We start from the raw sequence: 26,462 nt of genomic DNA, 5'->3' as shown, positions 1-26,462 counted from the left end.
CTCCAGGTCAGCCGATATTACTGCCCGGTAACTTTAGCGCGGTGCGGCCGCCGAACTCCACCGCGTCCACCCGGCCGTGGCCGTCGCGCCGAAAACGGGCGCTCGGCCTGCTGGTGTCGGAGGCGCGGGCGAGCACGTCGTCGGCGACGAAGACGACCTCGAACGGCGGCGCGGAGAGGATGTCCGGATCCTCGGTGTCGAGGATCATCTGCGCCCAGAGCGAGCCGTCGCGTTCGGTGATTTCGAAGAGGAGCGAACCGGTCCGATACCGTCCAGGGCAGTCGCCCGGGTCGACTGCCCGGGTCGGACGACCGCCCGGTTTCGGCAGGTCAGCCACGTTCTCCAGGCACCAGTCGACGATCCGCGGGCCGAGCGCGCCGCCGCCCGCACTGTTGGTGAGGACGGTGACCGCGAGGTTCTCGCTCGGCACCATCACGAACTCCGACAGCTGCAGGTTGCTGATGTTGCCGCCGTGCCGCACCACCTGGGCGTCGCCGTGGCTCAGCCGCAGCCAGGACAGCCCGACCTCCTCGAACGGCAGCGCGCCCGTGCGCTGCGCGGCGTGCATGAGGCGGCGGGTCTCGTCGCTCAGCACGTCCGCGCCGGTCAGCTGGAATCGAGCCCATTTCAGCTGGTCGCGGGCGGTCGACCAGAGGCCGCCGGCCGCGGCTTCGGCCCGGGAGATGCCGACGGTGTGCGCGACCGCCGGACCGTCCTCGCGCAGCGCGTGCCCGACCGCGTGCCGCCGGGTCAGCACCTCCCAGGGCTGGAAGTACGAGTCGGTCATCCCGAGCGGTTCGAGCAGCCGGGTGCGGACCAGGTCCTCGTAAGTGCCCCCAGACACCGCCTCGGCGACGCGGCCGGCCAGCAGGAAGCCAGCGTTGCAGTAGGAGAACACCTCACCGACCGGGAACACCTGCGGCAGCTCGGCGAATTGCTCCACGGCGCGGGCGAGCGCGTCGTCGCCCCATCCGGTGTCGACCTCGATGTCGCCGAGGAAGCCGGACGAATGCGTGAGGAGGTGGCGCAGCGTCACCGTCTTGGTGGCGAGCGGGTCGGCGAGCCTCAGCTCCGGGAGGTACTCGGCCACCGGCCGGTCCAGTTCGAGCACGCCGTCCTCGACCAGCACGAGCACCGCGGCGGCGGCGAACGTCTTGCTGGTGGAGCCGATCATGAACAGGGTGCCGTCGTCGACCGGCGCTCCCGTGTCCACACTGGATACTCCCGCGGTCAGCAGGGTTTCCGTGCCCTCGTGGAAAATTCCGGCCGAGACGCCGGGAACTTTCGCTTCTCGCGCCCATTCCGCCAGCAGTCCCCGGAGTTCGTCTGTGCTCATGCGGCCAGCCTCGCACCCGCGTGCGCGGCGGCGATGGTGGAAACGGACGAACATCGCGCGCCCGCTTCGTCGGTTCGCGCGTGGCGGCCTGCGGGCGATATCACGTAGCCCGCTGGATCTTGGGACGGTACAGTGGGCGATGCGGTCCGCTCAGTTCTGCCTCGGACCGCGTTTCACTGTTGTCGACGACCACGCGCCGCAGCCACCCGAGGCCGCGCCGGGCAGGACAACCGCGCTACGTACGGAGATACGGGACGCTGTCGCGTCCGCACCAACCCATGACGACTTTCACCGAACTCGGCCTGCCCAAGACTCTTGTCGACGCGCTCGCCGCACAGGGCGTCACCGAGCCCTTCCCGATCCAGGCCGCCACGCTCCCGCACACGCTCGCGGGCCGTGACGTGCTCGGCCGCGGCCGCACCGGCTCCGGCAAGACCTACGGCTTCGTGCTGCCCGTGCTGGCCCGCCTCGCCGCCGGGCCCACGCGGCGCCGCCCCGGCCGTCCGCGGGCGCTGATCCTCGCCCCGACGCGCGAACTGGCCACCCAGATCGAGGCCGCGATCGTGCCGCTGGCGCGCCCGCTCGGCCTCAAGGCCACCACGATCTTCGGCGGCGTGAGCGCGAACCCGCAGATCACCCGCCTGCGCGACGGCGTCGACATCGTCGTCGCCTGCCCCGGCCGGCTCGCCGACCACATGCGCTCCGGCGAAGCGAAGCTGGACAAGATCGAGATCACCGTCCTCGACGAGGCCGACCACATGGCCGACCTGGGCTTCCTGCCCGAGGTCCGCCGCATCATGGCGGCCACCCCCGAGCGCGGCCAGCGCCTGCTGTTCTCCGCGACCCTCGACAACGGCATCGACGTGCTCGCGAAGCGCTTCATGAACGACCCGATGCTGCACAGCGTCGACTCGGCGCAGTCCCCGGTCTCGACGATGACGCACCACGTGCTGCACCTCGAGGAAACCCACCGCCTGCCCGTCCTGGTCGACCTGACCGCGGCCCCCGGCCGCACCCTGGTCTTCACCCGCACGAAGCACCGCGCGAAGGCCCTCACCCGCAAACTCGTCGCGAGCGGCGTCCCCGCGGTCGAACTGCACGGCAACCTCGGCCAGAACGCGCGCACGCGCAACCTGGAAGCGTTCTCGTCCGGCACGGCGAAAACCCTGGTGGCCACCGACATCGCCGCCCGCGGCATCCACGTGGACGACGTCACGCTGGTGATCCACGCCGACCCGCCGGTCGAGCACAAGGCGTACCTGCACCGCTCCGGCCGCACCGCCCGGGCGGGCGCGTCGGGCACCGTGGTGACGCTGATGACCGACGAGCAGGTCTCGGACGTCCGTGCGCTGACCCGCAAGGCCGGGATCTCGCCGACCACCACGCGGATCTCGCCGACGCACCCGCTGCTGGCCGAGCTCGCCCCCGGGGACCGCTCGTTCACCGCTTCGCCGCGTCGCCCCGTGGTGGACAACCGCCCGAAGACCGTCACCGCCTCCGGTGCCGCACCGGGCACCGGCCGCCGCCGCGGCGCCCCCTCGGAAAACCGCGGCGGACTCGGCGCGCGGACTGGTTCGCAGCCCCGCCGCTCCGGCGGCCGCGGCGGACCTCGACAGGGCGGCGAGGCCCGTTCCACGGAGCGGCAGCCAGGTCAGGCCCGCCGGGAAGACCAGCGTCGCGGTACGGGTGCCGGTCGCCGCGGCGCGGAGGGCGCTGGGCGTCGCGCTGCTGGCGCTGACCGTCGCGGATCGGGCCAGCCGCCGCGAAACCGCCGCAACGGCTCGAGCGGACGGCGTCAGTCAGACTCCTGAGTTGTGCACTGGGCGGGTCGGAGATCAGGTCTCCGGCCCGCTTTGCTGTGCGGAGGAAATCAGGCGAACCAGTCGCCGATGTCCTTCCACTGGAAAGCTTCTTTCCAGGAGTCGTCGTCGGCAAGCCATCCCACGATGGCGGCGGCGACCTTGTCCCGCGAGACAGTCAGCGTCTGGTAATGACTGGTCGGCTTCCCGTCCCGGTATTCCAGCTGGTACACGCCGTTGTCGCGAAGCCACACCTGAATAAAGACGTTGTCCGGATCGGAGTCGCTGGCCACGACTGCGTTCCCATCCCGTGCCATCGCTTCCAGCACGGCGACGACGTTGTCCTCGGCCACGTCTTTCACCTGGACGCCGTTGGACGCCCGCAACGTCGCCTTCACCGCACCGGCCCGGGATCCGCCCAGAATTCCTTGATTTCGTCCGTAATGCCGTAATCCTGCGGGATTTCCAACGACAAAGCGTACGGATAATCCTCCGCACGAATGCGGCGACGCTCCTCCTCCGACAACTCCGGCAGCTTCTTCCGCCGAGCCCGCGCCAATTTCCGCGGCTTCCCGTCGTGCACGCACACCGCGCCGATCGCCAACGCCTTGCAGAACATCATTCCCGCGCCGGAAGGCGTCGACGGGCCGTTGTGCGAGACCCAGCCAGCGATGCAGCCCAGCCGAAGCAGTTCGTCGTCGGTACACGAAACGACCCACTCCGCCGCGGTGTCCTCGCCGTACTCGATAAGGTATCGTCGAATAAAGCCTCTTGTTGCCGAGATCATGCACGCCCCGGACGCCGCGCCTGCTGCCAAAACGACTTGAATTCCTCGGTCACCCCGTAAAAATTGCCTTTTACCGCCAAGTCACGCGAACTCGGAGAACCGGAAAAAGACAGTTTCAGAGCTTCCTCCCTGGACAACTCCGGGAGCTTCCGCCTCCGGGACCTGGCGAGCTTCCTCGGATGCCCGTCATGCACGAAAACCGCGGCGATCGAGGAGGCAGCCACCGGCGTGAACCCAGGCTCGGGCAGACAGCCGGAGGGGTCCGACAGGAGCCAGTCCGCGACGCCGCACACCCGATGGAAGTCGTCGTCCTCGCATCCGGAAACCCACTCGGCCACCGCCTCTTCGCCGTACTCGGCCAACCCTCTCGAGACCAGGGCCCGACTCGTCGAAAACATGCTGCCCACCTTGCCCGAATCCGCCGCGGCCGCCCGGTCCTACCGGGTCAGCCGCCGACCTGCTTCAACTCGACGTCGACGATAGCAAAGCCAATCGAATTTCCGATGCCTCTCGCGACATTGCCCGCTGTGACCCAATTGTCGAACCGCTTCTGCGCAGTAGTCTTTTTCGCGTTGCCGCTCTTGATTTCCAGCCCGCGATAGCGGCCGTTCCCGAGATCGACCGCACCGTCGTAGACCCGGATTTGGTCGCCATTCCCCTTGGTGTACACCCGGCCACGGACAACCTTGAATCCATCCGCCTCGAGTGCGTCCCACACCGCCTTCTCCGCGTCCGCCCCGACGTTCGTCCCGTCGGTTCCCGCGAACTTGCCGTCCGACGTCCGGATCGAGCCGTCGTCGTAGCGGAAGATTCCCGGTTCGACTTCTTCGATGCACTTGGCCCCGTTGTGCACCAGAATCGGCGTCTCGCCGGCCAGCACGTAGAACGTGTGCGTGGTGTTGATCGCCAGGTTGTACGTCCGGCTGTTCGCCGTGTACCGGCGGCTGTCGATCAGCCGGGCATGGCCGTCCCCCGGCGTGTCGAGTTGGTCGCCGGGACGCAGGTCGGCCGCGGCGGTCCACGCATGGGCACCGGTGTTCCAGATCAGATGGTGCGCGGTCGACGTGATCGTCCGGGGGCCGGCCGGGGTGTCGATGCGCAGGTCGACGAAATCAGTGTCCGTGTCGGTGACGCTGATGTGCGCCACCGTGTGCTGCTGCCGCGTCGCGTCGTCGGGGCGGGCGTTGGTGATCGCGTCCCCGACGCGGACGTCCTTGATCGGCTTCGCCGACCCGTCGGCCATCAAGACCCGCGTCTCGGGCGTGAAGCTGTTCAGCCCGCACAGCAACGGGTTTTCCGACAGCTCTTGCGCCACCCTGGCCATTTGCGCCGCTTCCGCGACCGCCTCAGCGGCTAGGTCACCGGCCTCGCCGGCCGCGGCGATGGCCCGCGAGGTCACCGTGTCCAGCGCGCTGCCCATGGCCGCGTCGAGCAGGTCCCCGGCGAAGATCTCGCCGAGTCCGACCCCGTCCGCCAGGTCGGCGACCGCCCCGCCCAGGAGTTCGACCAGGTCGCATTCCGGGCAGGCCAGTGCGACCAAGCCCATCAGGACGAAGCCGCCGTACTCGGAGAGTTCCTGACCGGAGCCGTCGAACGGCCGGGCCGCGAAGTTGGAGCTCAGCAGGTTGTGCGGGTCGAGGCAGCGCGCGGTGTCGGCGCTGCCTGCCGGGTTCATGTTCCGGCAGACCTCTTGCAGGTGCGCGAGAATGCGCTCCTGGTCGGCCTTGCTGCCGGAGAACAGCAGGTTGCAGTCCTGGTTGTTCAGGTAGAGCAGCGAGTCGTGCGACCGGTACTGGTCTCGGCAGGACGCTTGCCGGTCCTGGATCGCTTGCTGTTTCTCCGCCTTCGCCTTGGTGGCGACGGCCTCCCAGGCCTGCTGAGCGGCGACCGCGGCATCGTGGGCGTCCTTGCCCGCGTCGACCGCCATCTGATGCGCGGTCGCGGCTGAATCCGCTGCCTCGCGGGCATAGTTCGCGGCTACCTGCGCGGAATGCTGCGCCCAGGCCGCCGAGCGGCCGGCCGCGTCCGCGGAAGCGACCGCGGAGGCCGCTGCCCGAGCGGCGGCGTTCGCGGAATCCTGCGCCTGCTTAGCGGACGCGGCTGCGCGGTCGGCGGCCGCCTGCGCGGTCTTCGCGTAGTCCGCGGCTTGGGCGGCGGCCGCGTTGGCCTCTTGTGCGTACCTGTTCGCGTCGTCCGCCGCGTTACGGGCGCGGGCGGCTGCGGCCTGCGCTTCATTGGCGTCGTGAGTCGCGTTCGCGGCCGCGCGGGACGCTTGGGCCAGCAAGGAATCGATCGCAGCGTTGTGCGCGGCAGTGTTCTGGTCGCGCCGCGCCGCGCTGTACTGCCCGACGGCCAAGAACTCGTGGGCCAGGGTCGGCGGTCCGTCCAGCGCGGCCTGCGCTCCGGCGGCCACCTCGCGCTGCCCGGCGTTCCGGGCACCGGAGAGGACCTGGTTGACCTTGACCTGGTCGTCGATTCCGAGAGCCGTGTACTGGCCGACATCGAGGAAGTCGCGCAGAGCCTTGTCCGTGTTCGTGTCCAGCGCCTTCTGCGCGTACTGGACGACGATCGTGCGCCCGGCCGTGCGAGCGCCCGACATGATCTGGTTGACCTGCAGCGCGTCGTCCTGCTCCCGGCCCGCGTAATCCCGGCTGCGCAGGAAGTCGCGTACCTGAGCGTCGCTGCCGGCGAGCGCGGTGTTCGCCGCGTTCTGGAAACCGGTCGTCGCTGTTTCGCACAGTTGCCGGAGGATCGACCGGTCGTCCTGTCCGGCGGCGGCCTGCACACCGGTGGTGACGAAGTCGATCGCCTCGTCGTCGGTCGCGGCGAGCGCCGCCTGCGCGGCCGCCTTCGTCCACTGTCCTCCGGTGTCGGCCAGGGTCAGCGCGACCTTGCGCGCGTCGGCGAGCACCGTGGCCCGCGGAGCGCCTGCCGCCGTCGCTTCGGCGATCAACCGGGTGGTTTCCGCGTCCCAGGTACTGACTTGGTCGACGTCCCACCGCTTCGGTTTCGGCTGTGCGGCGTAAGCGGCCAACGCTGATTTGGCGGCGTCGTCAGCCGTTTGGCTGGCCTGCGCGATCCGGTCGTCGTCCGCCTTGCGCGCGGCTTGCGCGATGTGGATGGCCTGGTTCGCCGCGGTGACCGCCGCGTTCGCGGCGGCTGTCGCGGCGTTCGCGTGCTCGGTGGCTTTCTTCGCCGCGTCCGCTGCCTCGCCCGCGTGTGCCGCCGCGTCGTCGGCCGCTTGCGCAGCGGCGTTCGCGTCGAGGGCAGCCGCGTGCGCTGCGTTCGCAGACTGATCAGCGGCATCGCTCGCCTGGTGTGCCCACGACTGGCTCGCGTTCGCCGCCGAGACGGCGCGGGCCGCCTGCGCGCGAGCCGTCGCGGCCGCGGCTTGCGCCTGACGTGCGTCCGCGCCTGCGGCAGCAGCGTTGTTAGCGGCATCCGTGGCGGCAGCGGCAGCGTTGCTTGACTGCAGTGCAGCATCGTGTGCAGCGGCACCCGCGTTCTCCGCCTGCTGCGACACCGTCCGCGCCGCGCGGGCAGCACCAGCTGCTTTCTCCGCACCTACAGCGGCATCGCGCGCGGTCTGCGCGGCATTGCGCGCGACGTCCGCGTGCTCCTTATCGAGCGATGCCTGCGCAGCTGCGTCGTACGCATTCGACGCAGCTTGTCCCGCGCGGGAAGCCGCCGCGGCAGCACGAGACGCCGCCGCGGCCGCAGTGTGTGCGGCGCGCGAAGCAGCGTTCGCGGCCCCGATCGCCTCTCGAGCGGTGATCGCGGCCTGGTTTGCGGCGTACGCAGCCTGCGAAGCAGCTTCGGTCGCCTGACCGGCATGTCCCTGCGCGGCCGCAGCAGCGTCCTTGGCGGCTTGCGCGGCCTTCGCCGCCGCAGCAGCTTCGGCGACTGCGCGGTCGGATTCCTGTTTCGCCAGCTCAGTTTGGGTCGCTGCCTGCGCCGAAGCCGAGTTGGCGGTGGCGACGAGGTCGGCGATGGTCGCTGTTTCAGCGTCGCGAGCTTGCGCGACCGGAAGATCGATGGCCAGGAACTGGGTGAGGGCGTCGTCGGTGTTGGCGTCCAGCGCCTGCTGCGCGGTCTTCTTCACCTCCGGTCCGCCTGCGGCCATTTCCTGGTTGACCTTGACCGCCTGGTCGGTCCCGAACGGAACCTTCCAGCCGGTGGCGAGGAAGGTCCGCAAAGCTTCTTCGCTGTTGGCGTCCAGGGCTTTCTGAGCGGCCTGCTTCAGCTGCGGTCCGCCCGCGGCCATCATCTGGTTGACGCGCAGCGCGAGGTCGTTCTCGTGCGCGCCTTCCCAGCCGGTGTCGAGGAAGGTTTCGAGTGCGTCGTCGCTGTTGGCGTCCAGTGCCTTCTGCGCGGCCGTCCGGGTCGCGACACCGCCGGAGGACATCAGCTGGTTGACGTGGATGCTCCGGTCGATGGACGCGTCGACATCCTTTTGCGCGGTGAGGAATCGCGTGACGTCCGCGTCGGAACCGACCAGCGCGACCGCCGCGTCCCGTTTGGTCGCCGGACCGCCGAACTGCCACAACCGCCAGGTCTTGGCCCGATCGGTATCCGTGCTGCCCGCCGGCGCGGCGGAAGCCGCTGCTCGCGGCGCCTCGGCCGCGACGGCCGGGGCCTGCACCGTTCCCGCGGCCAAGGAGGCGGTCAAGAACGTCATCAGAGCAGCACGAAAGCGGGCTTTCGCCGTACGCATCGATTCCCCCTGTGAAATGCCACGCGATCCCCGGTGACCGTCCGATCACCACGCGTCTCCGCCCGAGACTAGCCAGCCGCGAGCACCCGCGAGCGATTTCGAATTCATAAAGTTACCAACCGAAACCCAGTCAAGAACACTTTACGATTCCTTTTCCAAAATAATAGAAGTGAACCGCATCACATTCTTGCTAACACCGGGACCGATTCCACCGAAAAACGCGCGCCAGGATCGCCGGAACCAGTACGCCGAACCGGGTTCACTACTCGCTTTGCCACGGTTTATTAGTCCGCAAGGGGGAACCTTTGAGCTTGTCGACCCGAACGAAGTCCGGCATCGCGGTCGTCGCCTCGGCAGCGGTGTGCGCCGCCGCCGCGACGACCTTGACCCTGGGCACCGGGTCCGCCGCCACCGCGGAGGACCAGCAGCCCGCGATCGTCGAGGACTTCCATTACCCCGGCGCGGACCAGATCCTCGCCGACTACCACGTCCAGCTGCTCTCCGGCGACGGGCACATCCTGTTCGCCGCCTGCCCCTCCGGCCCGGACACGGTCGGCCTGATCCAGGTCCGGACCAGCGAGCCGGTCGGGCAGGGCAGCGACGGCCGGGTGTGCTTCCACGTCATCGCGCCGACCGGTCATCTCACAATGAAAATCCCGGCCGTCTATTCCATCCGCGGCGACGGGATCAATTCCGGGGCGGGGCACAAGGTGCGCGCGGAACTGACCACCGACAGCGGGCAGCACAGCACCGTCGACGTTAATCCGAGCGGAACGACGCAGGTCGGAGTCGGAACCAATCCGCCCGGCGCGCCGACCACCTTGCTCCAATTGGACGCTTCCTCGTGATCGAGCACCGTCGAGCGGAAACTGTTTCTCCGGCCGTTTCCGCTCGACGGTTCCGGCAGCCAGGAATAACACTCCCGCTCACCGGAACATCCGGTAATGGCGCGGTCCCAAGATCGATAGCGTTGCCGTGACTACTCCCCCACGCCTCCGGCTGGCCGTCGCTGCCTCGGCCGCAGTCGCGGCAGGCCTGGTGATCGTCCCGCCCGCGGACGCCATCAGCGGCGGAACTCCCGTCCCCGACAAGGCTTTCGACTTCGTCGTTCGCGTCGCCGCCGATGGGCACGGCTGCAGCGGCGTTCTCCTCGGACCGCAGTGGATCGTCACCGCCAGCGGTTGCGTGCCAGCCGGTTCCGGGACACCGGCAAGCCCGGTCACCGTCACGGCAGGCGCTGCCACGGCGAAGGTCGCAACCCTGATTCCGCGACCGGATCGGGATCTGGTGCTGGCCAAGCTCGCCACCCCGATCGCCAACGTCACCCCGATCTCCTTGGGACGGACCGCGCCGACAGCGGGCGAAACGCTCACCGTCGCCGGCTTCGGCCGCACCTCCGACACTTGGGTTCCGGACAAGGCCACGACCTCGCCGTTCACCACCGCGTCGGTCGCTGCCACCGCCTTCGGCCTCACCAACGCCGACGGGCACGACACCTGCCTCGGCGACGCAGGCGGTCCCGCGATCCGCACCACGGCGAACAACACTCCCGAGCTCATCGGGATCAGCTCGCGGTCGTGGCAGCACGGCTGCCTCGCCGTCACCGAAACCCGCCAGGGCAGCGTCGAAACCCGCACCGACGACCTCGTCGACTGGATCCGCGCGCAGGCGCCCGAGCTGGCCATCCAGTGCCGGACAACGGTTCCGCTCTTCGCCGTCACCAGCGACCTGCAGCTCTACCCGCATCCGAACCCGACTGACGGCGGTCCGATGGATCCCCGCCAGTCCACGATCGGCACCGGCGGCTGGAACGGCTACGTCCGGCTCCTCGCCGGACCCGACGGGCTGCTCTACGGCATCCGCGCGAACGGCGACGTCTACCGCTACCAGTGGAACGGCACCGGCTGGACACCCGACTCGCGCACAGTTGTCGCCACCGGCTGGACCGGGTTCGACAACGCGGCCAACCACAACCGCATCACCATCGACAGCCGCGGCGACATCTACGTCGTCAACGCGGACGGCTCGCTCTCCCGCCGCCGCTACGACACCGCCGCCAAGACCTGGTCGTCCGAAACCCTCGGGACCGGCTGGAATTCCTACAACCTCATCACCGGCGGCGGCGACGGCGTGCTCTACGCCCGCAGCACCGACGGCTTCCTGTACCGCTACGCCTGGGACGAGGCCGGGCACAAGTGGGCACAGGAAAAGAAGCTCGTCGGCAACGGCGGCTGGAACGCGTTCACCCGCATCACCTCCGCGGGCGCGGATGTCCTCTACACCGTCACTGGCAAGGGCGAACTGCGCTGGTACCGCTATCTGCCCTACAGCGACACCTGGTCCCCCGGCCCGACCGTGATCGGCGACGGCGGGTGGCAGCAGTTCTCCGACGTCGAGGCGCAACGCAATTCCTGCACCTTGGTTCGTTAGAACAGGATCGCCGTGCCGTAATTCCCTGTGCGGCGCGGCGATCCTTCCCTAAGCTGGCCGTCGTGGAACATCTCGGGAAGGTCGTGCGCTGGGAAGTCGACGAAGGCTGGGGCATCCTCGAATCGGCCGCCGTCGACGGGCCGATCTGGGCGCATTACTCGATGATCGAGGCTGAGGGATTCCGGTTCCTCACCGCGGGCGACCAGGTGCGGTTCACCGTCGAACGGGCCGAGCAGGACGGCTGCCACTGGCGCGCGATCCAGGTGCGCGCCGTCTGATCAGCTCATCAGGTACAGCAAAAACGGTCCCACACCCAAGAACAGCAACGCCGCCGCGTTCGTCTTCCGGTACTCCAGCAGCAGAGCGACGAACTCCCGTAAGAAAGCGCTCGGCACGAAATACGACGCCGTCTTCGCGCCGATCACGTTGAGCCGCAACCCCAGCTGCCGCGCGAGCACCGCGGTCCGGAACACGTGGTAGTTGTTCGTCACCGCCAGAATCGGCCCGGAAAAGCCTCGCTGCGCAAGCAAAGCGACGCTGAATCGCAGGTTCTCGCTCGTGGTCGTGGCCCGGTCTTCCAGCACGATCTGCTCCGCCGGGACCTCCGCCGCGAGGAGGTACCGCGCCATCGCGTCCGCTTCCGACGTCAGTTCGTCCGCGCCTTGCCCGCCGGACACCACCAGCAACGCACCCGGCGACCGCTGCTGCACCTGCACCGCGCGGTCGAGCCTGCTGGCCAGCAGCGGCGGCACCCGGTCGCCCTGCAGCCCGGAGCCGAGGACGACCACCGCTCCGGCGCTGGCGCGGCGGGTGACCCGGCTGTAGAGGATCGAGTACAGCAGCAGCGCCGTGAACAGGAACGCCAGATAACCGGTCACGAGCAGCACCGCCATCGCGGCCACGCGCAGCAGCGGCTGATCGTCGAAGATGAGCGAGCTCACCGCGAGAGCGAACACCGCGAGCAGACCGAGCCCGGCCAGCAGCGACAACAGGTTCGCGAGCCGCCGGCCTTCCCGGCGCAGCATTACGACGCCGTTCGCGATCAGTGCCCACGGCAGGGCCAAAGCACCGAGCCCGCCGACGAGCGCCACCACCACGATGATCGCGACCTGCGCCCATTCGACGTGGTTGAAAAACGACAGCAGCCACAATCCGGTGAAGCCGAGCGCGATCAGGAACCACACCGCGTTGCCGACCCGCCGCGGCTCGCGCGCGAACCGTACGACGAACACGAGCACGGAAGCCAGCGCGAACAGCCCGGAAGTCATGGTCCAGCATTCTGTCTGGCACCCGCGAGCGGCGCTCGGGCAGGTACTCAGAGTGACGCCGTCAAGCCCCGCGCGCGCAGCACCGACCGTTCCAGCGGACGGAACACGATCAGCTCGATCGCCACCCCGACGAACAAAATCAGGAAAATCGCCGCGATCACCTTGGGCATCGAGTTGTACGACGACCCGTCGTTCAAGTACGTCCCCAGCCCGACGCCGAGGCTCGGCGAGCGCGCGATCAGTTCCGCGGCCATCAGCGAACGCCACGAGAACGCCCAGCCCTGCTTGAGCCCTGCCAGGAACCCGGGCAGCGCGGCGGGCAGCAGGATGTGCCGGGCCGCGGCGAGGCGGCCAGCGCCCATCACCTTGCCGACGCGCGGCAGGATCGGCGGGATCTGGTCGATGCCGGACACGAGGCCGTTCGCGATCGACGGGACCGAGCCCAGCAGCACGACGAAGTAGATCGCCGCGTCGTTGATGCCGAACCAGATCACCGCGGCGGGCACCCACGCCACCGACGGCAGGCTCTGCAATCCGCTCAGCAGCGGGCCGATCGCGGCGCGCACCACGCGGACCTTCGCCACCAGGATGCCCAGCGGCGTGCCGAGCACGACCCCGGCGGCGAAACCCAAGGCGGCGCGGTGCACGGAGGTCCAGATGAAGCCGAAGACCGAACCGTCGGTGACCGTGCTCCAGAACTCGGCCCAGACGTCCAGCGGCGCGGGCAGCGTGGTCTCCGGCCAGAACGCGGCGGCCCACAGGATCTGCCAGAGGATCACCAGCAGCACGAGCGCGCCGACGGGCGGCAGGAATCCGCGCACGAACCGGCGGCGCAGCGAAGCCGGCCGCGCGCCGGTGGGGGTGTCGAGCCGGTCCAGGCCGGCGCCGACGGCTTCGTCGAGCTCGGGGGCCGCCTGATCAGGCTGCGGCATGGGTGCTGATCACCTTTCGCAGATCGGCCGTGATCTCCTCGGCCAGCAGTTCGGCGTCGGCGGACGGCACGTCGTCCCACTCGCGGACCACGCGGCCCGGACGCGACGACAGCAGCACCACGCGCTGTCCGAGCCGGACGGCTTCGCGCACGTCGTGCGTCACGAACAGCACCGACGTACCGGTGCTGCGCCACACCCGCAGCAACTCGCTCTGCAGCACGTCGCGGGTGATCGCGTCGAGCGCCGCGAACGGTTCGTCCATGAGCAGCAGCGCGTTGCCGTCGTCACCGCCGACCCGGTGGGTCGCGGCCAGCGCACGGGCCAGCGCGACCCGCTGCCGCATCCCGCCGGACAGCTCGTGCGGACGCTTGCGTGCCGCGTCGCTCAGCCGCACCAGGTCCAGCAGCTCAGCGGCCTTCTCCCGACGCTCGGAACGGCCGAAGCCAGCGAGCCGCAGCGGCAGTTCCACGTTCCGGGACGCGGTCAGCCACGGCATCAGCGCGGCCTCCTGGAACATCACCGCGGGCCGCGAGGTGGTGAGAGTGATCTCGCCGGCGGACGGCTGGTCGAGGCCGGCGACGAGGTTCAGCAGCGTGCTCTTGCCGCAGCCGGACGCGCCGAGCAGGCAGACGAACTCGCCCGGTTCGACGGTGAGGTCGACCCCGTCGAGCGCGGTCACGGCGTTGCCGGCGGAGCCGAACACCTTGCCCACGCGGTCGAGGTGGACGGCGGCGGTCACTGGCCGGGCCAGGGTGGTGGTCATCGCGGATCGCCTTCCGGTCGGGACGTCACTTGGCCAGTTCGGGCGCGTTGACGGCGGGCAGCTGCTGTGCCTTGAGTGCCTCGTTGAGCGGGCCGAAGTCGGCGAACCCCTTGAGGTCCACCACCTGGTCGACCACGCCCGCGGTCACCGAGTCCTTGGCCAGCTGCGGGAACTGCGCGGGCACCGGGTCGGCGGTGAGTTCGATGTTCGCGAACGCGCGGTCGAGCACGGCCGGGCTGAGCGAGCTGCCGGACAGCTCCTTGAGCGCTCCGTTGACCACGGTCTTCGCCTCGGCCGGGTTCTTCTTCGCCCAGTCGATCGCCTGCAGTTCGCCCTTCAGCAGCGCGCGCACGGTGTCCGGGTGCTGCTTGAGGAATTCGCTGCGCACGATCGCGACGGTCGTCGGGAACCGGCCTTGCGGCCACAGCGACTTCTCGTCGACCAGCACCTTCGCGCCCGCGTCGGCGATCAGCCGCGACGACCACGGTTCGGGCAGCCAGCCGCCGTCGACCTCGCCCTTGCGGAACGCGTCGAGCGTCTTCGGGTTGTCCAGGTTGGTCACGTTGACCTGGCCGGTCAGGTGCTTCTCGGCGAGGAACTTCTTGAGCGCGACGTCCTGGGTGTTGGCCAGCTGCGGCGTCGCGATCGTCTTGCCCTTGAGCTGGTCGACCGAGGTGATCCCGGGCTTGACCACCAGCTGCGCGCCGCCGGTGACCGCGCCGGACACCAGCTGGATCGCGCCCTTGGACTTGGTGAAGGCGTTGATCGCCGGCCCGGAGCCGATGAACGCGACGTCGAGCGAACCGCCGAGCAACGCGTTCACTTCGGACGGACCGGCGTTGAACGTCTGTGTCGTGAGTTTCGTGCCGCCGAGGTTCTGCGCGAAGAAGTTCTTCTTGACCCCGATCAGCGCGGGCGTGTGCGTCACGTTCGGGAAGAAGCCGACGCGCACCTCCCCGGCGGCGCCCTGGTTGGTCGCGGCCTCGGTGCGATCCGCGCGGGTGCACCCGGCGAGCGCCCCGAGCACCGTCACAGCGGCGAGTGCGGAAGCGAGCAATCGGGTTCGCGGAAATGTACGCACAAATGGCCCTTTCGCGGTCAGCGGAACGGGGCGAGAATGACACGTTCACCCGCGAGACTGCATATGCATCCGCATCCCGGGAAATTGTGCGGGATTACTTGACAGGCCTGGGCCTCACCTGCTTGTCAGGAGCGAGACATCGCCGAACTCGTGCCACAGATACTCCCGACGCACCGCCGCGTCGTAAGCCCGTTGCACCAGCTCCGGACCCACCACCGCTTCGAGAAGCAGCAGGTGGGAAGCCTCCGGCGTGTGCAATCCGGTGAGCAAACCGTCGACCGCGCGCGCCGGCCGGTCCGGGCCGAGAACCAGTTCGGTCCAGCCCGCAGCCGCGGTGACGAGTCCGCCGGGATTCGCGGCGGATTCGATCGCGCGCACCGCCGTTGTCCCTACTGCGATAACGCGTCCACCCTGGTCACGCACCCAATTGACCAACGCCGCAGTCGTGGCCGGAACGCGAAATCGCTCACCGTACGGCGGTTCCCCGGCTTCCGGCGACGAGACGCCGGTGTGCAACAAGATCGGTGCGAACAGCACACCGCGCGAGACGAGTTGTGTGACCAATTCCGCAGTGAACGGCCGCGCCGCGCTCGGCATCTCCGCCGAACCCGGATCAAGCGCGAACACCGTCTGGTAATTCGGCAGCGGCCACGCGCGCGGGACATAGCCGTAGCGGATCGGCCGCCCGACCTTCGCGAGATACCGCGGGACCTCGCCTTCTACTTCGATCTTCGCGCGCCACAACCGTTGCGCCCCGGCGGCGTGCGGCTCGCGCAACGTGACGACGGCGCCGGCGGGCAGCCGGAGCCGCTCCCCCGCGCGTCCGTCGAGGAGTGGGCCGCCGGGAGCGCGAAGCTCGACCACCCAGGTGCCGTCGTCCAGCTCAGTGGAGAAGTGGACGGTGATGACGTGGTCGTCCCGGACGGCGTCGACCGCGGCGGCCAGCGTGCCGGAAGTGTTGACCAACAGCAGATCGCCGGGATTCAAGAACGCTGCCAGATCACGGAAAACGGCATGCTGCACGCCTTCCGGACCGGCAGCGAGCAGCCGCACTTCGTCCCGGGCGAGGCCGCGCGCTTCGGGCGGCGCGGACGCGCTGCGGTCCTCGGCCAGGTCGAACCGGGTGCGCGGTGCGGTCATGACTGCACCTCCAGATCCGCTGCCCGGAAGCGGCCGCTCGCCGGACGTTCCTCCAGCAGCCGCAGGAAAGCCGGTACCGCGGTCTCCGGCAGCGGCCGGTCCGAGATGTCCTCGCCGGGGAAAGCGGCCTGGTGCATGGCGGTGCGCAGATCCCCGGGATCGACGGCATACACCGCGATGTCCGGGTTTTCCACGCCCAGCACCGCGCTCACGTGGTCCAACGCGGCCTTCGCCGAACCGTAGCCGCCCCAGCCCTCGTACGCCTCCACGGCGGCGTCGGAGCTGATGTTCACCAGCACTCCCTTTGCCGCGGCGAGCGCGGGCAGCAGCAACCGCGTGAGAGCGAGCGGCGCGAAAACGTTGGTGCGGAAGACAGTTTCCAGCTCGTCCGGCGGATACTCGGCCAGCGGCGGCAGCGGGCTGGCGCCGAGCGTGCTGGCGTTGTTGACGAGCAGATCGAGCCAGGGTCCGGCGGCTTCGGCAAGCTGGGCGCGGTGTGCGGGATCGGTGACGTCGCCGGGCACCGGGGTGAACCCGAGGTCCGCGGCGGCCGCGCGCAGCGTCCCCGGGTCGCGTCCGGTGCCCAGCACTGTCCAATCGCGACGGACGAGAGCCGAGGCGAGCGCCCGGCCCAGACCGGCGGAAGCGCCGGTGACAACAGCTACTGGCATGGTCCCTCCAGAAGTAGGCACCTGCCAGCGTGCGACCTCTACCTTACTGGAGGTCAACCGGTCGGCGGCCGCGTAGAACCAAATACGCCACGAGCGAAACCACGAAGCCGGCGTAGTAGGCCAGATCCGCCCCGTGCAGCGCCGCGGCGACCGGTCCGGTGTAGACAGTCGTGTTCATGAACGGCACCGCCGCCGCGAAGCCCACCACGAACGCCACCAGCGCGGCCCAGCTGCGAACCGGTCGGCGCAGCTCAGCCAGCACGTCGACCTCGCGGCCGCGACGGGTGCGCCGCAGCCAGTCCGGCACGACGACACCGAGGAACGGCGGGATCCAGTAACTCACCACCAGCAGGACATTCTGGAATTTCGCCGCCAGATCGCCGCTGTGCATCCAGAGGATCAACGCGAACGCCAGCACCGTCACGACCACCGCGGACACCGGACGACGCACCCGCACGCCGACAGTCTGCAACGCGAGCGAACCGCTGTAGTCGTTCATCGCGTTGGACGACACCGCCGCCAGCGCGATCACCAGCAGCGCCACCGCACCCAGCACGCCACCGCCGAGCAGCGTCGACACTCCAGCGGCGGTCTGGTCGCCCAATGCTGTGCCGAGGGCGAGACCGATGCCCTCGCCGATCGCGTACGACGCGGTCAGTCCGAGCAGCGTGTACCAAAAGACGCCGCTCGACCGGGTCGTGGCGGGCAGGTAACGGCTGAAATCCGATGCGTAAGGAGCCCACGAAATAGCGAGGCTGAGCGTAATGGTGGAAAACAGCACGACGGCTCCGGCGAAATCGCCGCCGGTCGCGGAATCGGCGAACGTGATCGGGTGATCAAGCACCACCTTTACCGCGAGCGCGACAAATGCGACAACCAGCACCACGCTCATCACGGCCTGGACCCGGTGGATCACCGCGTAGCCGAACACGCCGAGCGTGCACTGCAACACCAGCACCACCAGCACCGCCGCCCAGAACGGCAGCCCGGTCAGCTGCGCCAGCGCCTCGCCGCCGAACAGCCCGACCAGCGCGTCCCACGCGATCGAGCCGAGCCATTGCACCAGACCGGGCAGCACGACGCCGCGGCCGAAGGGGAGCCGGGCGAGCGGCAGCTGCCCGGTTCCGGTGCGCGGACCCCAGGTGGACAGCCACGCGACCGGCAGCGAACCGAGCACGGTGCCGATCAGCGCGATGACGAACCCGGTGGTGAAACCGAGCCCGAGCGTCGCGCCGAGGGTGCCGGTGAAGACGGCGGTCATGGTCAGGTTCGGGGCGAACCACACGCCCGCGAGCCGCCACGGCCGCCCGAACCGGTTCGCGTGCGGGATCGGGGTGATTCCGTGCGTTTCGATCGCGAAATCCCCTGCTCCAGACGGCATTCGGCCCCCGAAGACCTCGGCGTCGATCCCGCTCATTTCGTGCCCTTTCTCCCGGCTGACCCGTGAGTCTGAACCGGAGTACCCAACCTCGCCAATACTCTGTGGCGTTCCCGACCCGTTCTCGCCAAGATCGCGGGGTGGGGGAAAGACCGCGCACTCCGCTGCGCCATCGGGCATTCGCCGTTTTCTACACCGGACGACTGGTCTCGCTGCTGGGCAGCGCCATGACCCCGGTCGCGCTGGCGTTCGCGGTGCTGGGCAGCAGCCGCAGCCCGACCGACCTCGGCGTCGTGCTCGCCGCCGGGATCGTGCCGCGGCTCGCGTTCCTGCTCGTCGGCGGCGCGGTCGGCGACCGGTTCCCGCGCAACCGCGTGCTGCGGCTGTCGAACCTCGGCGCGGGCGCGGCGCAGCTGGTCGCCGCGGCCATCCTGCTCACCGGCAATTACTCGCTGGCCGCCCTCGCCGGCACCGAGTTCCTCGGCGGGGTCTGCACCGCGTTCACCACGCCGGTGCTGCGCGGGATCGTGCCGCAGATCGTCCCGGCGGAATCGCTGCGCCAGGCGAACTCGCTGCTGGCCACCGGGCGGAACCTCACCAAGGTGGCCGGCCCGGCCGTCGCCGGGATCCTGGTCGGCACGGTCGGCGGTGGCTGGGCGATCGCCGCCGACGGGGTGTCGTTCGTGCTCGCCGCCTTGCTCTACCAGGCGATCACGCTGCCCCCGGCGGAGCACTCCGGGCCGGACAGCGTCTTGCGCAGTGTGCGAACCGGCTGGCGGCAGTTCTGGCGGATCCCGTGGCTGTGGCGGGTGGTCAGTGCCTTCACCGTCTACAACATCGTGTTCACCGGCGGCTGGCTGGTGCTCGGGCCGGGAATCGCGCAGGACACGATCGGCGCGGCCGGCTGGGGCGTGGTGCTGAGCGTGCGGGCGGTGGGCGCGCTGCTGTCGGGGCTGGTGATGTACCGGCTCGCGCCGCGACGGCTGCTGCCGCTGGGGCTGGCGAGTGCCGCGCTGACTGTGCTGCCGCTGATCGCGCTCGGCCTGCACGCGGGGTTCGCGGTGCTGGCGGGGTCGACCTTCGCCGCCGGGTTCTGCGCGGGCGTCATGGGCGTCGCCTGGGACACGACGATGCAGGAGAACATCCCCGGGCATCTAGTGCGCTAATTGCACCACTGCTGAGCTGGTGTTTTGCCTCCATTCACCCAGGTAGGAGGACCAGTGAACATCAGCGAAGCCAACGACGCGAACCGCGTGTTGCGGCACCTGCTCGCCGTCCGGCAGGGCACGCACACCGCCGCCGACGGAGACGTGCGCGAGGCGGCCGCACGGCTGGCCGGTCGAGTCAACAAGGCCCTGCACGCCGGGATCACCCCCGCGCAGATCGACGCCGGGTGGGACGTCCGATGAGCGCGGCGAGATTCCGGACGGCACCCCGCCGGGAGACCCGCCGGGTCCAGCTCCTGGAGTGGCTGGCCGAGGCGGACCTGGTCCGGCCGGACGCCCCCGTCGGCGGCCGGTGCGCCGAGACGGACTCCGAGATCTTCTTTCCCGAGAAGGGCGAGAACCCCAAGGCAGCCCAGCGCACCTGCCGGAACTGCGATCTGCGGGCGCAGTGCCTGTCCTACGCACTCGCCACGGAACAGGAATTCGGAGTGTGGGGCGGAACCACGCCGAACGAGCGGGCATGGCTGAGGCAGGTCCGCGAGGCGCAGGCGGTGGCGGCATGAGCGTGCGCATCCACGACACCAGCGCGATCCCCGGCGGATTCCTCGTGCACCACAGCGTCTGCTGGTGCCGCAAGGGCGGCGACCGGCTCGGCAGCGCCCTGGAGGCGTTCCGCACCGCCCTCACCGAGGAGGACAGCGTGCGGGAGCTGGCCCCGGGCATGGCCGCCGGGGAGGCCGAGGCGATCGCCGGCCTTCTGGACGCGCTCGACGAGAACTCGGCTGCGGCCCTGTGGCGCGAGCTGGCCGACAACGACGAGGAGGCGGGCCGATGAGGCGCGCCGCGGTTGTCGCCGCTGCCCTGCTCGGCCTGGCCGCCGTGATCGTGCTCGTGGCGCTGCTGGCTCTCTGGGCGTCCGGGGCGCTGGCCGACTCCGTGCCGGGCAAGGCCGAACCGGCGGCTGCCTCCTGCGAGGAGGACGAGCCGTGCTGGGACTGCCACAAGGACGGCAACCGCCAGTGCGGGCCGGAGCAGCACGAGGTCGTCGTGTCCGTCACCGGTGCGCCCGGTACCCAGTTCCGGGTGAAGGGCGAGGTCTTCGGCGACACCGGCCCGATCGGCCTGCCGGATTCCGGGTCGGACTCGGCGCGCTTCCAGACCAAGAAGGCGGCCGATCAGCTGGACCTCGTGGTGTACGTGGCCGCGCCGATCGGCGACACCACGGTGGGATGCGCGATCACCTACGACGGCAAGCAGATCGCGACCACCGAGCGAGTTCCGCTGGAGCACACCAACACCGTGGCCTGCCGGGTGAAGTGGGCATGAGCACGTTACAAATCGGGCGGTTTCGCGATTCTTCTTCCAGAGCGACGGAGGAATCCACCATGAACACCAGCCGAAGACGCCAGATCGCCGCGCTCGTCGGGGCCTTGCTCGCGGGCGGCATCGCAGCCTTAGCCCTCGCCACACCGGCCCCGGTCGTCACAGGCACCGCCGAGCGGTCGCCCGGAGCTATCGCACACGTGGTGACCGTGACGATCTGGGACGCGCAGAACGCCGACAGCTACCGCTACATCAAGTCCCCCACCGGCTACGTCCTCGATCCCGACGCATCGGTTGTGTACGGAACAACCCGGGAAGCCAGCGTCTTCGACGGCTCGGACGCCAACCGGACGAAGACCTTCACGCTCGGAACGTACGCGGCCCGAGACGCCTTCCGATTGCGGGTGGCGGTGGCCCAGCCGTCGGTCGACATGGAGGACATCGCCGACAGCATGGGATCCAAGCCGCGGCCGGTCTGCACGATCTCGTGGGACGGGACGACGGTCACCGACTCCAACGCCGAGCCGCTGCAAGGCTGGAACAGCGACGGCAGCGGCGGGTTCCGGAACCTGCACACCTGCACGCTCAACGCTGCGCCGATGACCTTCGCCGAGATGCGCACCTTCTGACCGCGCGCGCCACGAAACCGGCGTCAACGGCCCGCTCCGATTCCCTCGGGCGGGCCGTTTTCGTGCGTCAGCGGCGATCGCGCAGCTGCCGCTTGAGATCTTCCACGTTCCATCGGGCGTGCCCGCCAGGCGTCACGACCTCCGGGCTGACGTCGCCTGCCTTCCACCACCGCTGGAGCGTCCGGCGGTCGACGCCGATGGCTTTGGCGGCCTCGGCGGTGGGAAGCAGTCGATCAGTCACTTGCCTACCTTCGCCCGCAGATGTCGCACTCGTCCAACTGAGTGACGCACTCCACCGCGTTGAGCCGCGAACACGGTCGCTCACGTACGCTTGTCGCGTTTCGCCGCGTTCGGGAGGCTGCGATGGGCGGGTATTCGGCCGTGATGCCGGTCTGGACGATCACCACGGACGGGTGGCGGCACCTGGTGGTGTACGTGCTCCGGCAATCCGACGGCACGATCGTCAAGGCGATGTGCCGTCGATGGCTGGTGCCCGCACCGCCCGTCGGCGACCCCGCGAAGTGCCCCGACTGCGCCAAGCACGACACCGCCTGCGAATGAACGCCGACCCGGCGCAGCAGCTCGGCGACGCGCTCCGCGAAGCACGCGAGCAACGGCGCTTCGGCGTGCGCGAGCTGGCCCGCCGCATCGGCGTCTCTCCGGGGCGGATCGCCGTGTGGGAGCAGGGCGAGCGCGTGCCGAGCCCTATCCAGGTCGCGCTCATCCTCGGCGCGCTCGGCATCGTGGGCACCGAGCAGAAGCGCATCCTGGAGCTGGCCTTGTTCCACCGCCTCTACCGGACGGGCGAACGCGCCTAGTCCTCCGGCGGCTTGAGCCCGCGCACCAGCACGGCCGGGTCGACGCCCAGACCGGCGGCGAACTTGAGCAGGTTGTGCAGATTGACGTTCCGCAGGCCGCGCTCCAACTGGCTGACGAACGTCCAGTGCACCCCGGCCCGCCGGGCAAGCTCCTCCTGGCCGATGCCGCGTTGTTCCCGCAGCGTCCGCACGCGCACGCCCAGCTCCCGCGTGGCTTCCGACTGCGGTTCCTTCGCCATGCGCGGCAACCTACCTTCCCGATTCCGCAGCGCGTGCAGTCAACGACCCGCTACCATCCGTGTGTCTGCAAATGCAGACAGCGGCCAGGGAGGGGCTGGATCGAGCATGTGGGAAGACACCGCGTTCACCGTCGCCGCGAGCCAGGACGACAAGGCCAGCGCTCCGGACGGTTTCGTACTGGAGCCCGACGAGGCCCGGATGCTGCTCGACAAGCTGACCGGCGTTCAGCAGAAGCTCCAGGCGATGCACCAGAAGGCGGCAAAACTCTGCTCGATGACAACGCCGTCACAAGACCCGTCGACCGTTGCCGCGCACACAGCGATGCACGGCGACGGCCACGGACAACTCGGGGCATACTCCTATGGCGGTGGGCACATCGATCTCCAGCTCGACCACGTCACCGAGCTGATCAAACGCATCAGGCAGGCGCTCGGCATCACCGTGGCCAACGACCAGGACCAAGGCGGCCTCATCACCCAAGCAGGAAAGAGCGAATGAAGTCCCGTACCCTCCTCCCCGTCGCGGCAGCCGGGCTGCTGCTCGCCGCGTGCTCGACCCCCACGGGCGGTGCCCCCTCACCCGCGACGAGCCCACCCGAATCGTCCCCGAACAGCCCGTCGCTGCCGTACGCCGGAGCACCCAAGGTCGAGAACCCGTTGCCGGACAGCGTCATCTCCGGGAGCCCCTGCGACGCGCTCACCCCTGAACAGGTCAAGGCCGACGTGGGCCACGCCGCCGACGGCCAGCCAGACACACTGCCTGGCTCGGGGCCGTCCTGCAACTGGTTCAACTCAGCCGGGGCCAACCTCGCCGTCTTCTTCACCAACAAACGGCACGAGGGCCTGAGCCCCTACTACAGCCAGACGCGCAAGCAAATGAAGCGTTTCGACGTGCTGCCGCCGATCCAGGGCTACCCGGCCGTCGCGTACTCCGACAAGCCGGGGCCGGTGTCGTCCTTCTGCCAGGTCGCAGTCGGCATCGCCGACACCGCCGACTTCGTGGTCGGTGTGCACGTCGGCGACGAGAGCACCGCCGACGCCTGCCCGGTCGCGACCCAGATCGCCGGGCAGGTGCTGACCAACCTCAAGCAGAAAGCCGGTCGCTGAACGGCCAGTGTGGAACGATCGGCGACGCGGGCCCGGCGCCCACCCTCCCCCTCGGGTCGCCGGGCCCGCCCATCCCCGCATCGAGTAACGATAAGGTTACACCAGTACGTTTCCAGTACGATTTGGGTACACTGGTGGCATGGACCGAGAAGAGAAGGCGCGGGAGAACCGGCTTCGCCGCGCGGCCGACCGGCAGGGCCTCATCCTCGTGAAGGCTCGCGTGCGTGACCCCCGCGCCCTCGGCTACGGCCTCTACAGCCTCATCGACGACACGGCAGGGAACCGCTACCCCACCGCGCAGGCCCGGCAGTCGCGCTACTGCACTCTCACTCTCGACAACGTCGAGAAGACCCTGAACGGAGAATGACGTGGCCAGCGACCAGCAAACCGTTATCGCCCAACGCATCGCCGCCATGCAGGCCAACCAGGACCAGCGCGCCGAAACGCTCCGCCGGGCCGCTCAGCCGTCGGCACACCAGGTTCAGCAGCGCGAGCGCGATCGGGGTCAACTGGAAGCCCGGCTCGCACAGCTCGGCTACCAGCGGCCGCAAGCTGAGGCCGTCGACTTGGATTCCCTGTAGGAAAACGAAAAAGAGCCCCCGCCGCCTGCGTGTGCAGGAGACGGGGGCCTTTTCGTGTGCTCGCGGTCAGGAGGACTGCTTGCGGCTCGGCTTGGGGTTCTCGTCGGGGTCCGGCACCGGCGGTTCCTCGCTGGCCGGCGCTTTGGCGACCGGCTGCGGTGTCGCTCCCGCCGCCCAGCCTTCGTGGTCCGGGTGCGCGGGGTTGAAGTGCGGAACGACCGGCAGGTACTCGGCTTCGGACATCGCGGTCTCCTAGCTCTTCTCGGCGTTCTTCGGTCCGGCGGCCACCGCGGCTACGGCGCAGACGACGGTCACGAGCGCGGAGACCCACGGCGGGACCGCGTGCACGCCCGCGCTGTCGAGCCATGCGAACACGGCAGCGGGCGGGGTCGCACCGGCCAGCGCCAGCAGGGCCTTGGCGTAGCGCAGCCACAGCGGCGGCGTGTACGGCGCGGCGGCGGTCACTTGCCGGTCCCCGGTGCGACGGTGCCGGGCTGCTGCGCCTTCAGCAGAGCGTCGATCTCGTTCAGCTTGTTCACGAGGAACTGCCGGAAGTCGAGCAGGCTCACGTCGCCCGCCCGGCCGTCCTTGTTCATGTCCGGGGTGTTCCCGAGGTTGGCGGCCATCCACTTGACGTCGGCGTACACCTGGGCGAGGGCCTTGCCCTGCGTCAGGGAGCCTTTCCCGTTGGCGAGCCACGTTTCCGAGGCGTCGTCGTAGAGCCCCTTGACCCAGGTGTACAGCTGGGCCTGCTGGGTGTCGTTGAGGGCCATGAGAAAACCGCCGTTCTTCGCAGTGATGGGATCGACGCCCGGCCAGTAGTCGGCGACCGCCGACACGTCGATGCCCGGTGCGATGTCGAGGAGGTACTGGGCGGCCACGGCCCCGGCCGGGATCTGGGCTCTGCCGCTCGCGGTGGCAATGAAGTAGTGGGGCTCGGCGATCCCGGCCGCCTTGCACGCGGCGGCGACCTGCGGCCAGGTGCTGCGGTTGCAGTAGACCGATGGGTCCGCCCCGGCCTTGCGCCGGGCGGTGAGCCATGCGGGAACCTCGGACGGGTCGGCGTCGCCCGGTTCCACGTCGAGCACGTCCCCGTCGAGGAAGCTGGCCCGCACGGAGATCCGGACGTGCACCGCATCGGGGAACAGCGCCCAGTCGGCGTCGGACCACTTGTACCGGCCGTTGATGTAGCCGCCGACCATCTGCGGCTTCGGGTTGGCCTTGAGGATGTTCCTCGGCGTGACCGAGTCGTACATGATGCGCATGGGGCTACTCGCCGCCCTTCAGCCGGTCGATCTCGGCCTGCTTCGCCTGCACGTCCTTGGTCAGCAACTCGACCTCCGTGCGCAACTGCTGCACCTCGGCCTCGGCCGACTGCAGGCGGGTGTTCAGCCGCGCGGCCCGGTCCTCGGCTTCCTGCAGCTGCTTGGTCAGCGGATCGACGAGCTTCAGCGCCACGCTGGTCAGCTTGTCGGCGGCGTTGGCGTCGGTCAGCTCGGTCTCGGCGGCGATCTTCTTCGCCTGCTTGCGTGCCCGCAGCAGGTCCAGCAGAACGCCCACACCGCCCGCGCCGAGGAACGCCACGACGACCGGAATCCAGTCCTTCACTCATCCCCCTCGGGTCTGTCCACAGTGGTCAAATGGCGTACGGTCGCCAGCTCGCGCGCTTCCCGACCGATCTGCCAGCCGCGCCACAGCGACATCAGGGCGACGGCGAGCATGTAGCCGCCGAACTGGCCGCCCCGAACACCGGAATTCGCCAGCACCGCCAACCCGGCTGCCAGGCTCCAGCAGGCCAGCGACAGCAACCCCGCGCGCTCGACGAGCAGGCCCACGACGTCGTCGAGCCACACCCCCACGAGCCCGACGCACGCGGCCGCGGCCATCCCCCCGTACATCAGCCGACCGAGCAGCGGACCCAACTCGCGAGCGCTGCTGGTGGCCATGGCGTCGAAGAACAGCGCCGAGGCCGCCGACAGCAGGAACAGGGCCAGCAGGACGCCGACCTGGAACGGAGAACGGCTGCGCCGCAACGTGATCGTCATGAGCCAGGCTCCGTCTCTTCGGCCAGCGGCGGCACGTAGCCCTGAAGGAAGTACCAGACCCCGGCGGGCACTCCGTCGGCACGAGCCACCACGGCTTGGCGGACCACGCCCCACGACTGCGCGGTGTCCGGGTCGACGTCGTCGAACTCCACCCGCAGTAGGCCGAATTCCCGGTTGAAGATGATTTTCGGATAGACCGACTCGCCTGTGACGGGGAGCTGCTCGACGCCGTCCACGATGAATGTGGCCACGTGT

Annotated in this window: 35 protein-coding genes; 16 read left to right on the top strand and 19 right to left on the bottom strand. The window is 69.4% G+C overall.

Annotated features, from left to right (window positions below):
* Nucleotides 1-7: 7 nt before the first annotated feature.
* Entirely contained in the window at nucleotides 8-1,336 is a 1,329-nt protein-coding gene (locus tag WA670_RS16550) for a serine hydrolase domain-containing protein (RefSeq protein ID WP_336158226.1), read from the bottom strand.
* 278 nt (nucleotides 1,337-1,614) lie between these two features.
* Here WA670_RS16550 and WA670_RS16545 point away from each other — a divergent pair, with 278 nt between their 5' ends.
* Nucleotides 1,615-3,147 carry a DEAD/DEAH box helicase gene (locus tag WA670_RS16545; protein ID WP_275292093.1) on the top strand — a complete coding sequence of 511 codons (1,533 nt, stop codon included), beginning with the start codon at nucleotides 1,615-1,617 and terminating at the stop codon, nucleotides 3,145-3,147.
* 59 nt (nucleotides 3,148-3,206) lie between these two features.
* Here the strand turns inward: WA670_RS16545 and WA670_RS16540 are convergent, their stop codons facing one another.
* The 3 genes from WA670_RS16540 to WA670_RS16530 form a co-directional block, all read right to left on the bottom strand.
* Nucleotides 3,207-3,533, bottom strand: coding sequence for a hypothetical protein (locus tag WA670_RS16540; RefSeq protein ID WP_051728877.1), 327 nt, complete (start codon nucleotides 3,531-3,533; stop codon nucleotides 3,207-3,209).
* A complete protein-coding gene (locus tag WA670_RS16535; protein WP_158714471.1) occupies nucleotides 3,530-3,952 on the bottom strand; it encodes a hypothetical protein in 423 nt (140 codons plus the stop codon). The genes WA670_RS16540 and WA670_RS16535 overlap by 4 nt, the downstream gene beginning before the upstream one ends.
* Nucleotides 3,953-4,367: 415 nt before the next feature.
* Complete coding sequence (locus WA670_RS16530; RefSeq protein ID WP_336158225.1) at nucleotides 4,368-8,600, bottom strand: hypothetical protein; 4,233 nt, start codon at nucleotides 8,598-8,600, stop codon at nucleotides 4,368-4,370.
* A gap of 347 nt (nucleotides 8,601-8,947) precedes the next feature.
* Between WA670_RS16530 and WA670_RS16525 the strand changes: the two genes are divergently transcribed.
* The 3 genes from WA670_RS16525 to WA670_RS16515 all read left to right on the top strand — a co-directional run bounded on the left by WA670_RS16525 (nucleotide 8,948) and on the right by WA670_RS16515 (nucleotide 11,344).
* Nucleotides 8,948-9,484, top strand: a complete 537-nt coding sequence (locus tag WA670_RS16525; RefSeq protein WP_336158224.1) for a hypothetical protein — start codon at nucleotides 8,948-8,950, stop codon at nucleotides 9,482-9,484.
* A 127-nt stretch (nucleotides 9,485-9,611) separates the two neighbouring features.
* The gene (locus WA670_RS16520; RefSeq protein WP_336158223.1) at nucleotides 9,612-11,066 is read left to right on the top strand and encodes a tachylectin-related carbohydrate-binding protein; all 1,455 of its coding nucleotides are present in this window, start codon (nucleotides 9,612-9,614) and stop codon (nucleotides 11,064-11,066) included.
* A 62-nt stretch (nucleotides 11,067-11,128) separates the two neighbouring features.
* Nucleotides 11,129-11,344 carry a cold-shock protein gene (locus WA670_RS16515; RefSeq protein WP_037811949.1) on the top strand — a complete coding sequence of 72 codons (216 nt, stop codon included), beginning with the start codon at nucleotides 11,129-11,131 and terminating at the stop codon, nucleotides 11,342-11,344.
* On the opposite strand, the gene WA670_RS16510 is transcribed toward WA670_RS16515, so the two are convergent.
* From WA670_RS16510 to WA670_RS16480, 7 genes are all read right to left on the bottom strand, one after another.
* Nucleotides 11,345-12,334, bottom strand: coding sequence for a YdcF family protein (locus WA670_RS16510; protein WP_238607969.1), 990 nt, complete (start codon nucleotides 12,332-12,334; stop codon nucleotides 11,345-11,347). It lies immediately after the preceding gene.
* 47 nt (nucleotides 12,335-12,381) lie between these two features.
* Complete coding sequence (locus tag WA670_RS16505) at nucleotides 12,382-13,266, bottom strand: ABC transporter permease (RefSeq protein ID WP_037811952.1); 885 nt, start codon at nucleotides 13,264-13,266, stop codon at nucleotides 12,382-12,384.
* Entirely contained in the window at nucleotides 13,253-14,029 is a 777-nt protein-coding gene (locus tag WA670_RS16500; protein ID WP_037811954.1) for an ABC transporter ATP-binding protein, read from the bottom strand. The genes WA670_RS16505 and WA670_RS16500 overlap by 14 nt, the downstream gene beginning before the upstream one ends.
* A 25-nt stretch (nucleotides 14,030-14,054) precedes the next feature.
* Nucleotides 14,055-15,110 carry an ABC transporter substrate-binding protein gene (locus WA670_RS16495; RefSeq protein ID WP_037811955.1) on the bottom strand — a complete coding sequence of 352 codons (1,056 nt, stop codon included), beginning with the start codon at nucleotides 15,108-15,110 and terminating at the stop codon, nucleotides 14,055-14,057.
* A 114-nt stretch (nucleotides 15,111-15,224) separates the two neighbouring features.
* Complete coding sequence (locus WA670_RS16490) at nucleotides 15,225-16,250, bottom strand: S-adenosylmethionine:tRNA ribosyltransferase-isomerase (RefSeq protein WP_336158222.1); 1,026 nt, start codon at nucleotides 16,248-16,250, stop codon at nucleotides 15,225-15,227.
* A complete protein-coding gene (locus WA670_RS16485; protein WP_336158221.1) occupies nucleotides 16,247-16,921 on the bottom strand; it encodes an SDR family NAD(P)-dependent oxidoreductase in 675 nt (224 codons plus the stop codon). The genes WA670_RS16490 and WA670_RS16485 overlap by 4 nt, the downstream gene beginning before the upstream one ends.
* Nucleotides 16,922-16,964: 43 nt before the next feature.
* The gene (locus tag WA670_RS16480) at nucleotides 16,965-18,338 is read right to left on the bottom strand and encodes a purine-cytosine permease family protein (RefSeq protein ID WP_336158220.1); all 1,374 of its coding nucleotides are present in this window, start codon (nucleotides 18,336-18,338) and stop codon (nucleotides 16,965-16,967) included.
* A gap of 101 nt (nucleotides 18,339-18,439) precedes the next feature.
* On the opposite strand from WA670_RS16480, the gene WA670_RS16475 reads away from it, so the two are divergent.
* From WA670_RS16475 to WA670_RS16450, 6 genes are read left to right on the top strand one after another with little or no spacing between them, the layout of a single operon-like run.
* Nucleotides 18,440-19,465 (top strand): MFS transporter, encoded by a 1,026-nt coding sequence (locus WA670_RS16475; protein ID WP_336158219.1) that lies wholly within the window; start codon nucleotides 18,440-18,442, stop codon nucleotides 19,463-19,465.
* Between the two features lie 54 nt (nucleotides 19,466-19,519).
* Nucleotides 19,520-19,708 carry a hypothetical protein gene (locus tag WA670_RS16470; protein ID WP_336158218.1) on the top strand — a complete coding sequence of 63 codons (189 nt, stop codon included), beginning with the start codon at nucleotides 19,520-19,522 and terminating at the stop codon, nucleotides 19,706-19,708.
* Nucleotides 19,705-20,028, top strand: a complete 324-nt coding sequence (locus WA670_RS16465) for a WhiB family transcriptional regulator (protein WP_336158217.1) — start codon at nucleotides 19,705-19,707, stop codon at nucleotides 20,026-20,028. Before WA670_RS16470 ends, WA670_RS16465 begins: the two co-directional genes overlap by 4 nt.
* Nucleotides 20,025-20,300, top strand: coding sequence for a hypothetical protein (locus WA670_RS16460; protein WP_336158216.1), 276 nt, complete (start codon nucleotides 20,025-20,027; stop codon nucleotides 20,298-20,300). Before WA670_RS16465 ends, WA670_RS16460 begins: the two co-directional genes overlap by 4 nt.
* The gene (locus WA670_RS16455) at nucleotides 20,297-20,791 is read left to right on the top strand and encodes a hypothetical protein (RefSeq protein ID WP_336158215.1); all 495 of its coding nucleotides are present in this window, start codon (nucleotides 20,297-20,299) and stop codon (nucleotides 20,789-20,791) included. Before WA670_RS16460 ends, WA670_RS16455 begins: the two co-directional genes overlap by 4 nt.
* On the top strand, nucleotides 20,782-21,417 hold the full coding sequence (locus WA670_RS16450; protein WP_336158214.1) for a hypothetical protein: 636 nt from the start codon (nucleotides 20,782-20,784) through the stop codon (nucleotides 21,415-21,417). Before WA670_RS16455 ends, WA670_RS16450 begins: the two co-directional genes overlap by 10 nt.
* A gap of 67 nt (nucleotides 21,418-21,484) precedes the next feature.
* Here WA670_RS16450 and WA670_RS16445 read toward each other — a convergent pair whose 3' ends face one another.
* A complete protein-coding gene (locus tag WA670_RS16445) occupies nucleotides 21,485-21,658 on the bottom strand; it encodes a MerR family transcriptional regulator (RefSeq protein WP_336158213.1) in 174 nt (57 codons plus the stop codon).
* Between the two features lie 122 nt (nucleotides 21,659-21,780).
* On the opposite strand from WA670_RS16445, the gene WA670_RS16440 reads away from it, so the two are divergent.
* Nucleotides 21,781-21,978, top strand: a complete 198-nt coding sequence (locus tag WA670_RS16440; RefSeq protein WP_336158212.1) for a hypothetical protein — start codon at nucleotides 21,781-21,783, stop codon at nucleotides 21,976-21,978.
* A complete protein-coding gene (locus tag WA670_RS16435; RefSeq protein WP_336158211.1) occupies nucleotides 21,975-22,235 on the top strand; it encodes a helix-turn-helix domain-containing protein in 261 nt (86 codons plus the stop codon). Before WA670_RS16440 ends, WA670_RS16435 begins: the two co-directional genes overlap by 4 nt.
* Here WA670_RS16435 and WA670_RS16430 read toward each other — a convergent pair.
* Nucleotides 22,232-22,474 (bottom strand): helix-turn-helix domain-containing protein, encoded by a 243-nt coding sequence (locus tag WA670_RS16430; protein WP_336158210.1) that lies wholly within the window; start codon nucleotides 22,472-22,474, stop codon nucleotides 22,232-22,234. The two genes, WA670_RS16435 and WA670_RS16430, sit on opposite strands and share 4 nt — an antisense overlap.
* 106 nt (nucleotides 22,475-22,580) lie before the next feature.
* Between WA670_RS16430 and WA670_RS16425 the strand changes: the two genes are divergently transcribed.
* The 4 genes from WA670_RS16425 to WA670_RS16410 all read left to right on the top strand — a co-directional run bounded on the left by WA670_RS16425 (nucleotide 22,581) and on the right by WA670_RS16410 (nucleotide 24,162).
* A complete protein-coding gene (locus tag WA670_RS16425; RefSeq protein ID WP_336158209.1) occupies nucleotides 22,581-22,973 on the top strand; it encodes a hypothetical protein in 393 nt (130 codons plus the stop codon).
* Nucleotides 22,970-23,581: a DUF3558 domain-containing protein gene (locus WA670_RS16420; RefSeq protein ID WP_336158208.1), complete on the top strand. Its 612-nt coding sequence runs from the start codon at nucleotides 22,970-22,972 to the stop codon at nucleotides 23,579-23,581. Before WA670_RS16425 ends, WA670_RS16420 begins: the two co-directional genes overlap by 4 nt.
* A 139-nt stretch (nucleotides 23,582-23,720) precedes the next feature.
* Nucleotides 23,721-23,948 (top strand): hypothetical protein, encoded by a 228-nt coding sequence (locus WA670_RS16415; RefSeq protein ID WP_336158207.1) that lies wholly within the window; start codon nucleotides 23,721-23,723, stop codon nucleotides 23,946-23,948.
* A 1-nt stretch (nucleotide 23,949) separates the two neighbouring features.
* Complete coding sequence (locus tag WA670_RS16410; RefSeq protein WP_336158206.1) at nucleotides 23,950-24,162, top strand: hypothetical protein; 213 nt, start codon at nucleotides 23,950-23,952, stop codon at nucleotides 24,160-24,162.
* 66 nt (nucleotides 24,163-24,228) lie between these two features.
* On the opposite strand, the gene WA670_RS16405 is transcribed toward WA670_RS16410, so the two are convergent.
* Genes WA670_RS16405 through WA670_RS16380 form a run of 6 tightly spaced genes read right to left on the bottom strand, consistent with a single transcriptional unit; the run spans nucleotide 24,229 to nucleotide 26,458 of the window.
* Nucleotides 24,229-24,405 carry a hypothetical protein gene (locus tag WA670_RS16405; RefSeq protein WP_336158205.1) on the bottom strand — a complete coding sequence of 59 codons (177 nt, stop codon included), beginning with the start codon at nucleotides 24,403-24,405 and terminating at the stop codon, nucleotides 24,229-24,231.
* Between the two features lie 9 nt (nucleotides 24,406-24,414).
* Entirely contained in the window at nucleotides 24,415-24,627 is a 213-nt protein-coding gene (locus WA670_RS16400) for a hypothetical protein (protein WP_336158204.1), read from the bottom strand.
* The gene (locus WA670_RS16395) at nucleotides 24,624-25,427 is read right to left on the bottom strand and encodes a hypothetical protein (RefSeq protein ID WP_336158203.1); all 804 of its coding nucleotides are present in this window, start codon (nucleotides 25,425-25,427) and stop codon (nucleotides 24,624-24,626) included. Before WA670_RS16395 ends, WA670_RS16400 begins: the two co-directional genes overlap by 4 nt.
* Nucleotides 25,428-25,431: 4 nt before the next feature.
* Nucleotides 25,432-25,770: a hypothetical protein gene (locus tag WA670_RS16390; protein WP_336158202.1), complete on the bottom strand. Its 339-nt coding sequence runs from the start codon at nucleotides 25,768-25,770 to the stop codon at nucleotides 25,432-25,434.
* On the bottom strand, nucleotides 25,767-26,207 hold the full coding sequence (locus WA670_RS16385) for a hypothetical protein (protein WP_336158201.1): 441 nt from the start codon (nucleotides 26,205-26,207) through the stop codon (nucleotides 25,767-25,769). Before WA670_RS16385 ends, WA670_RS16390 begins: the two co-directional genes overlap by 4 nt.
* On the bottom strand, nucleotides 26,204-26,458 hold the full coding sequence (locus tag WA670_RS16380) for a hypothetical protein (protein ID WP_336158200.1): 255 nt from the start codon (nucleotides 26,456-26,458) through the stop codon (nucleotides 26,204-26,206). The genes WA670_RS16385 and WA670_RS16380 overlap by 4 nt, the downstream gene beginning before the upstream one ends.
* Between the last annotated feature and the right edge of the window lie 4 nt (nucleotides 26,459-26,462).

Source organism: Amycolatopsis sp. VC5-11 (assembly GCF_037034185.1).
In the GTDB taxonomy this organism is placed as follows: Bacteria; Actinomycetota; Actinomycetes; order Mycobacteriales; family Pseudonocardiaceae; genus Amycolatopsis; species Amycolatopsis nivea.
The sequence above is the reverse complement of the archived record's forward strand: the minus strand, read 5'-3'. Positions and strand labels throughout refer to the sequence as shown.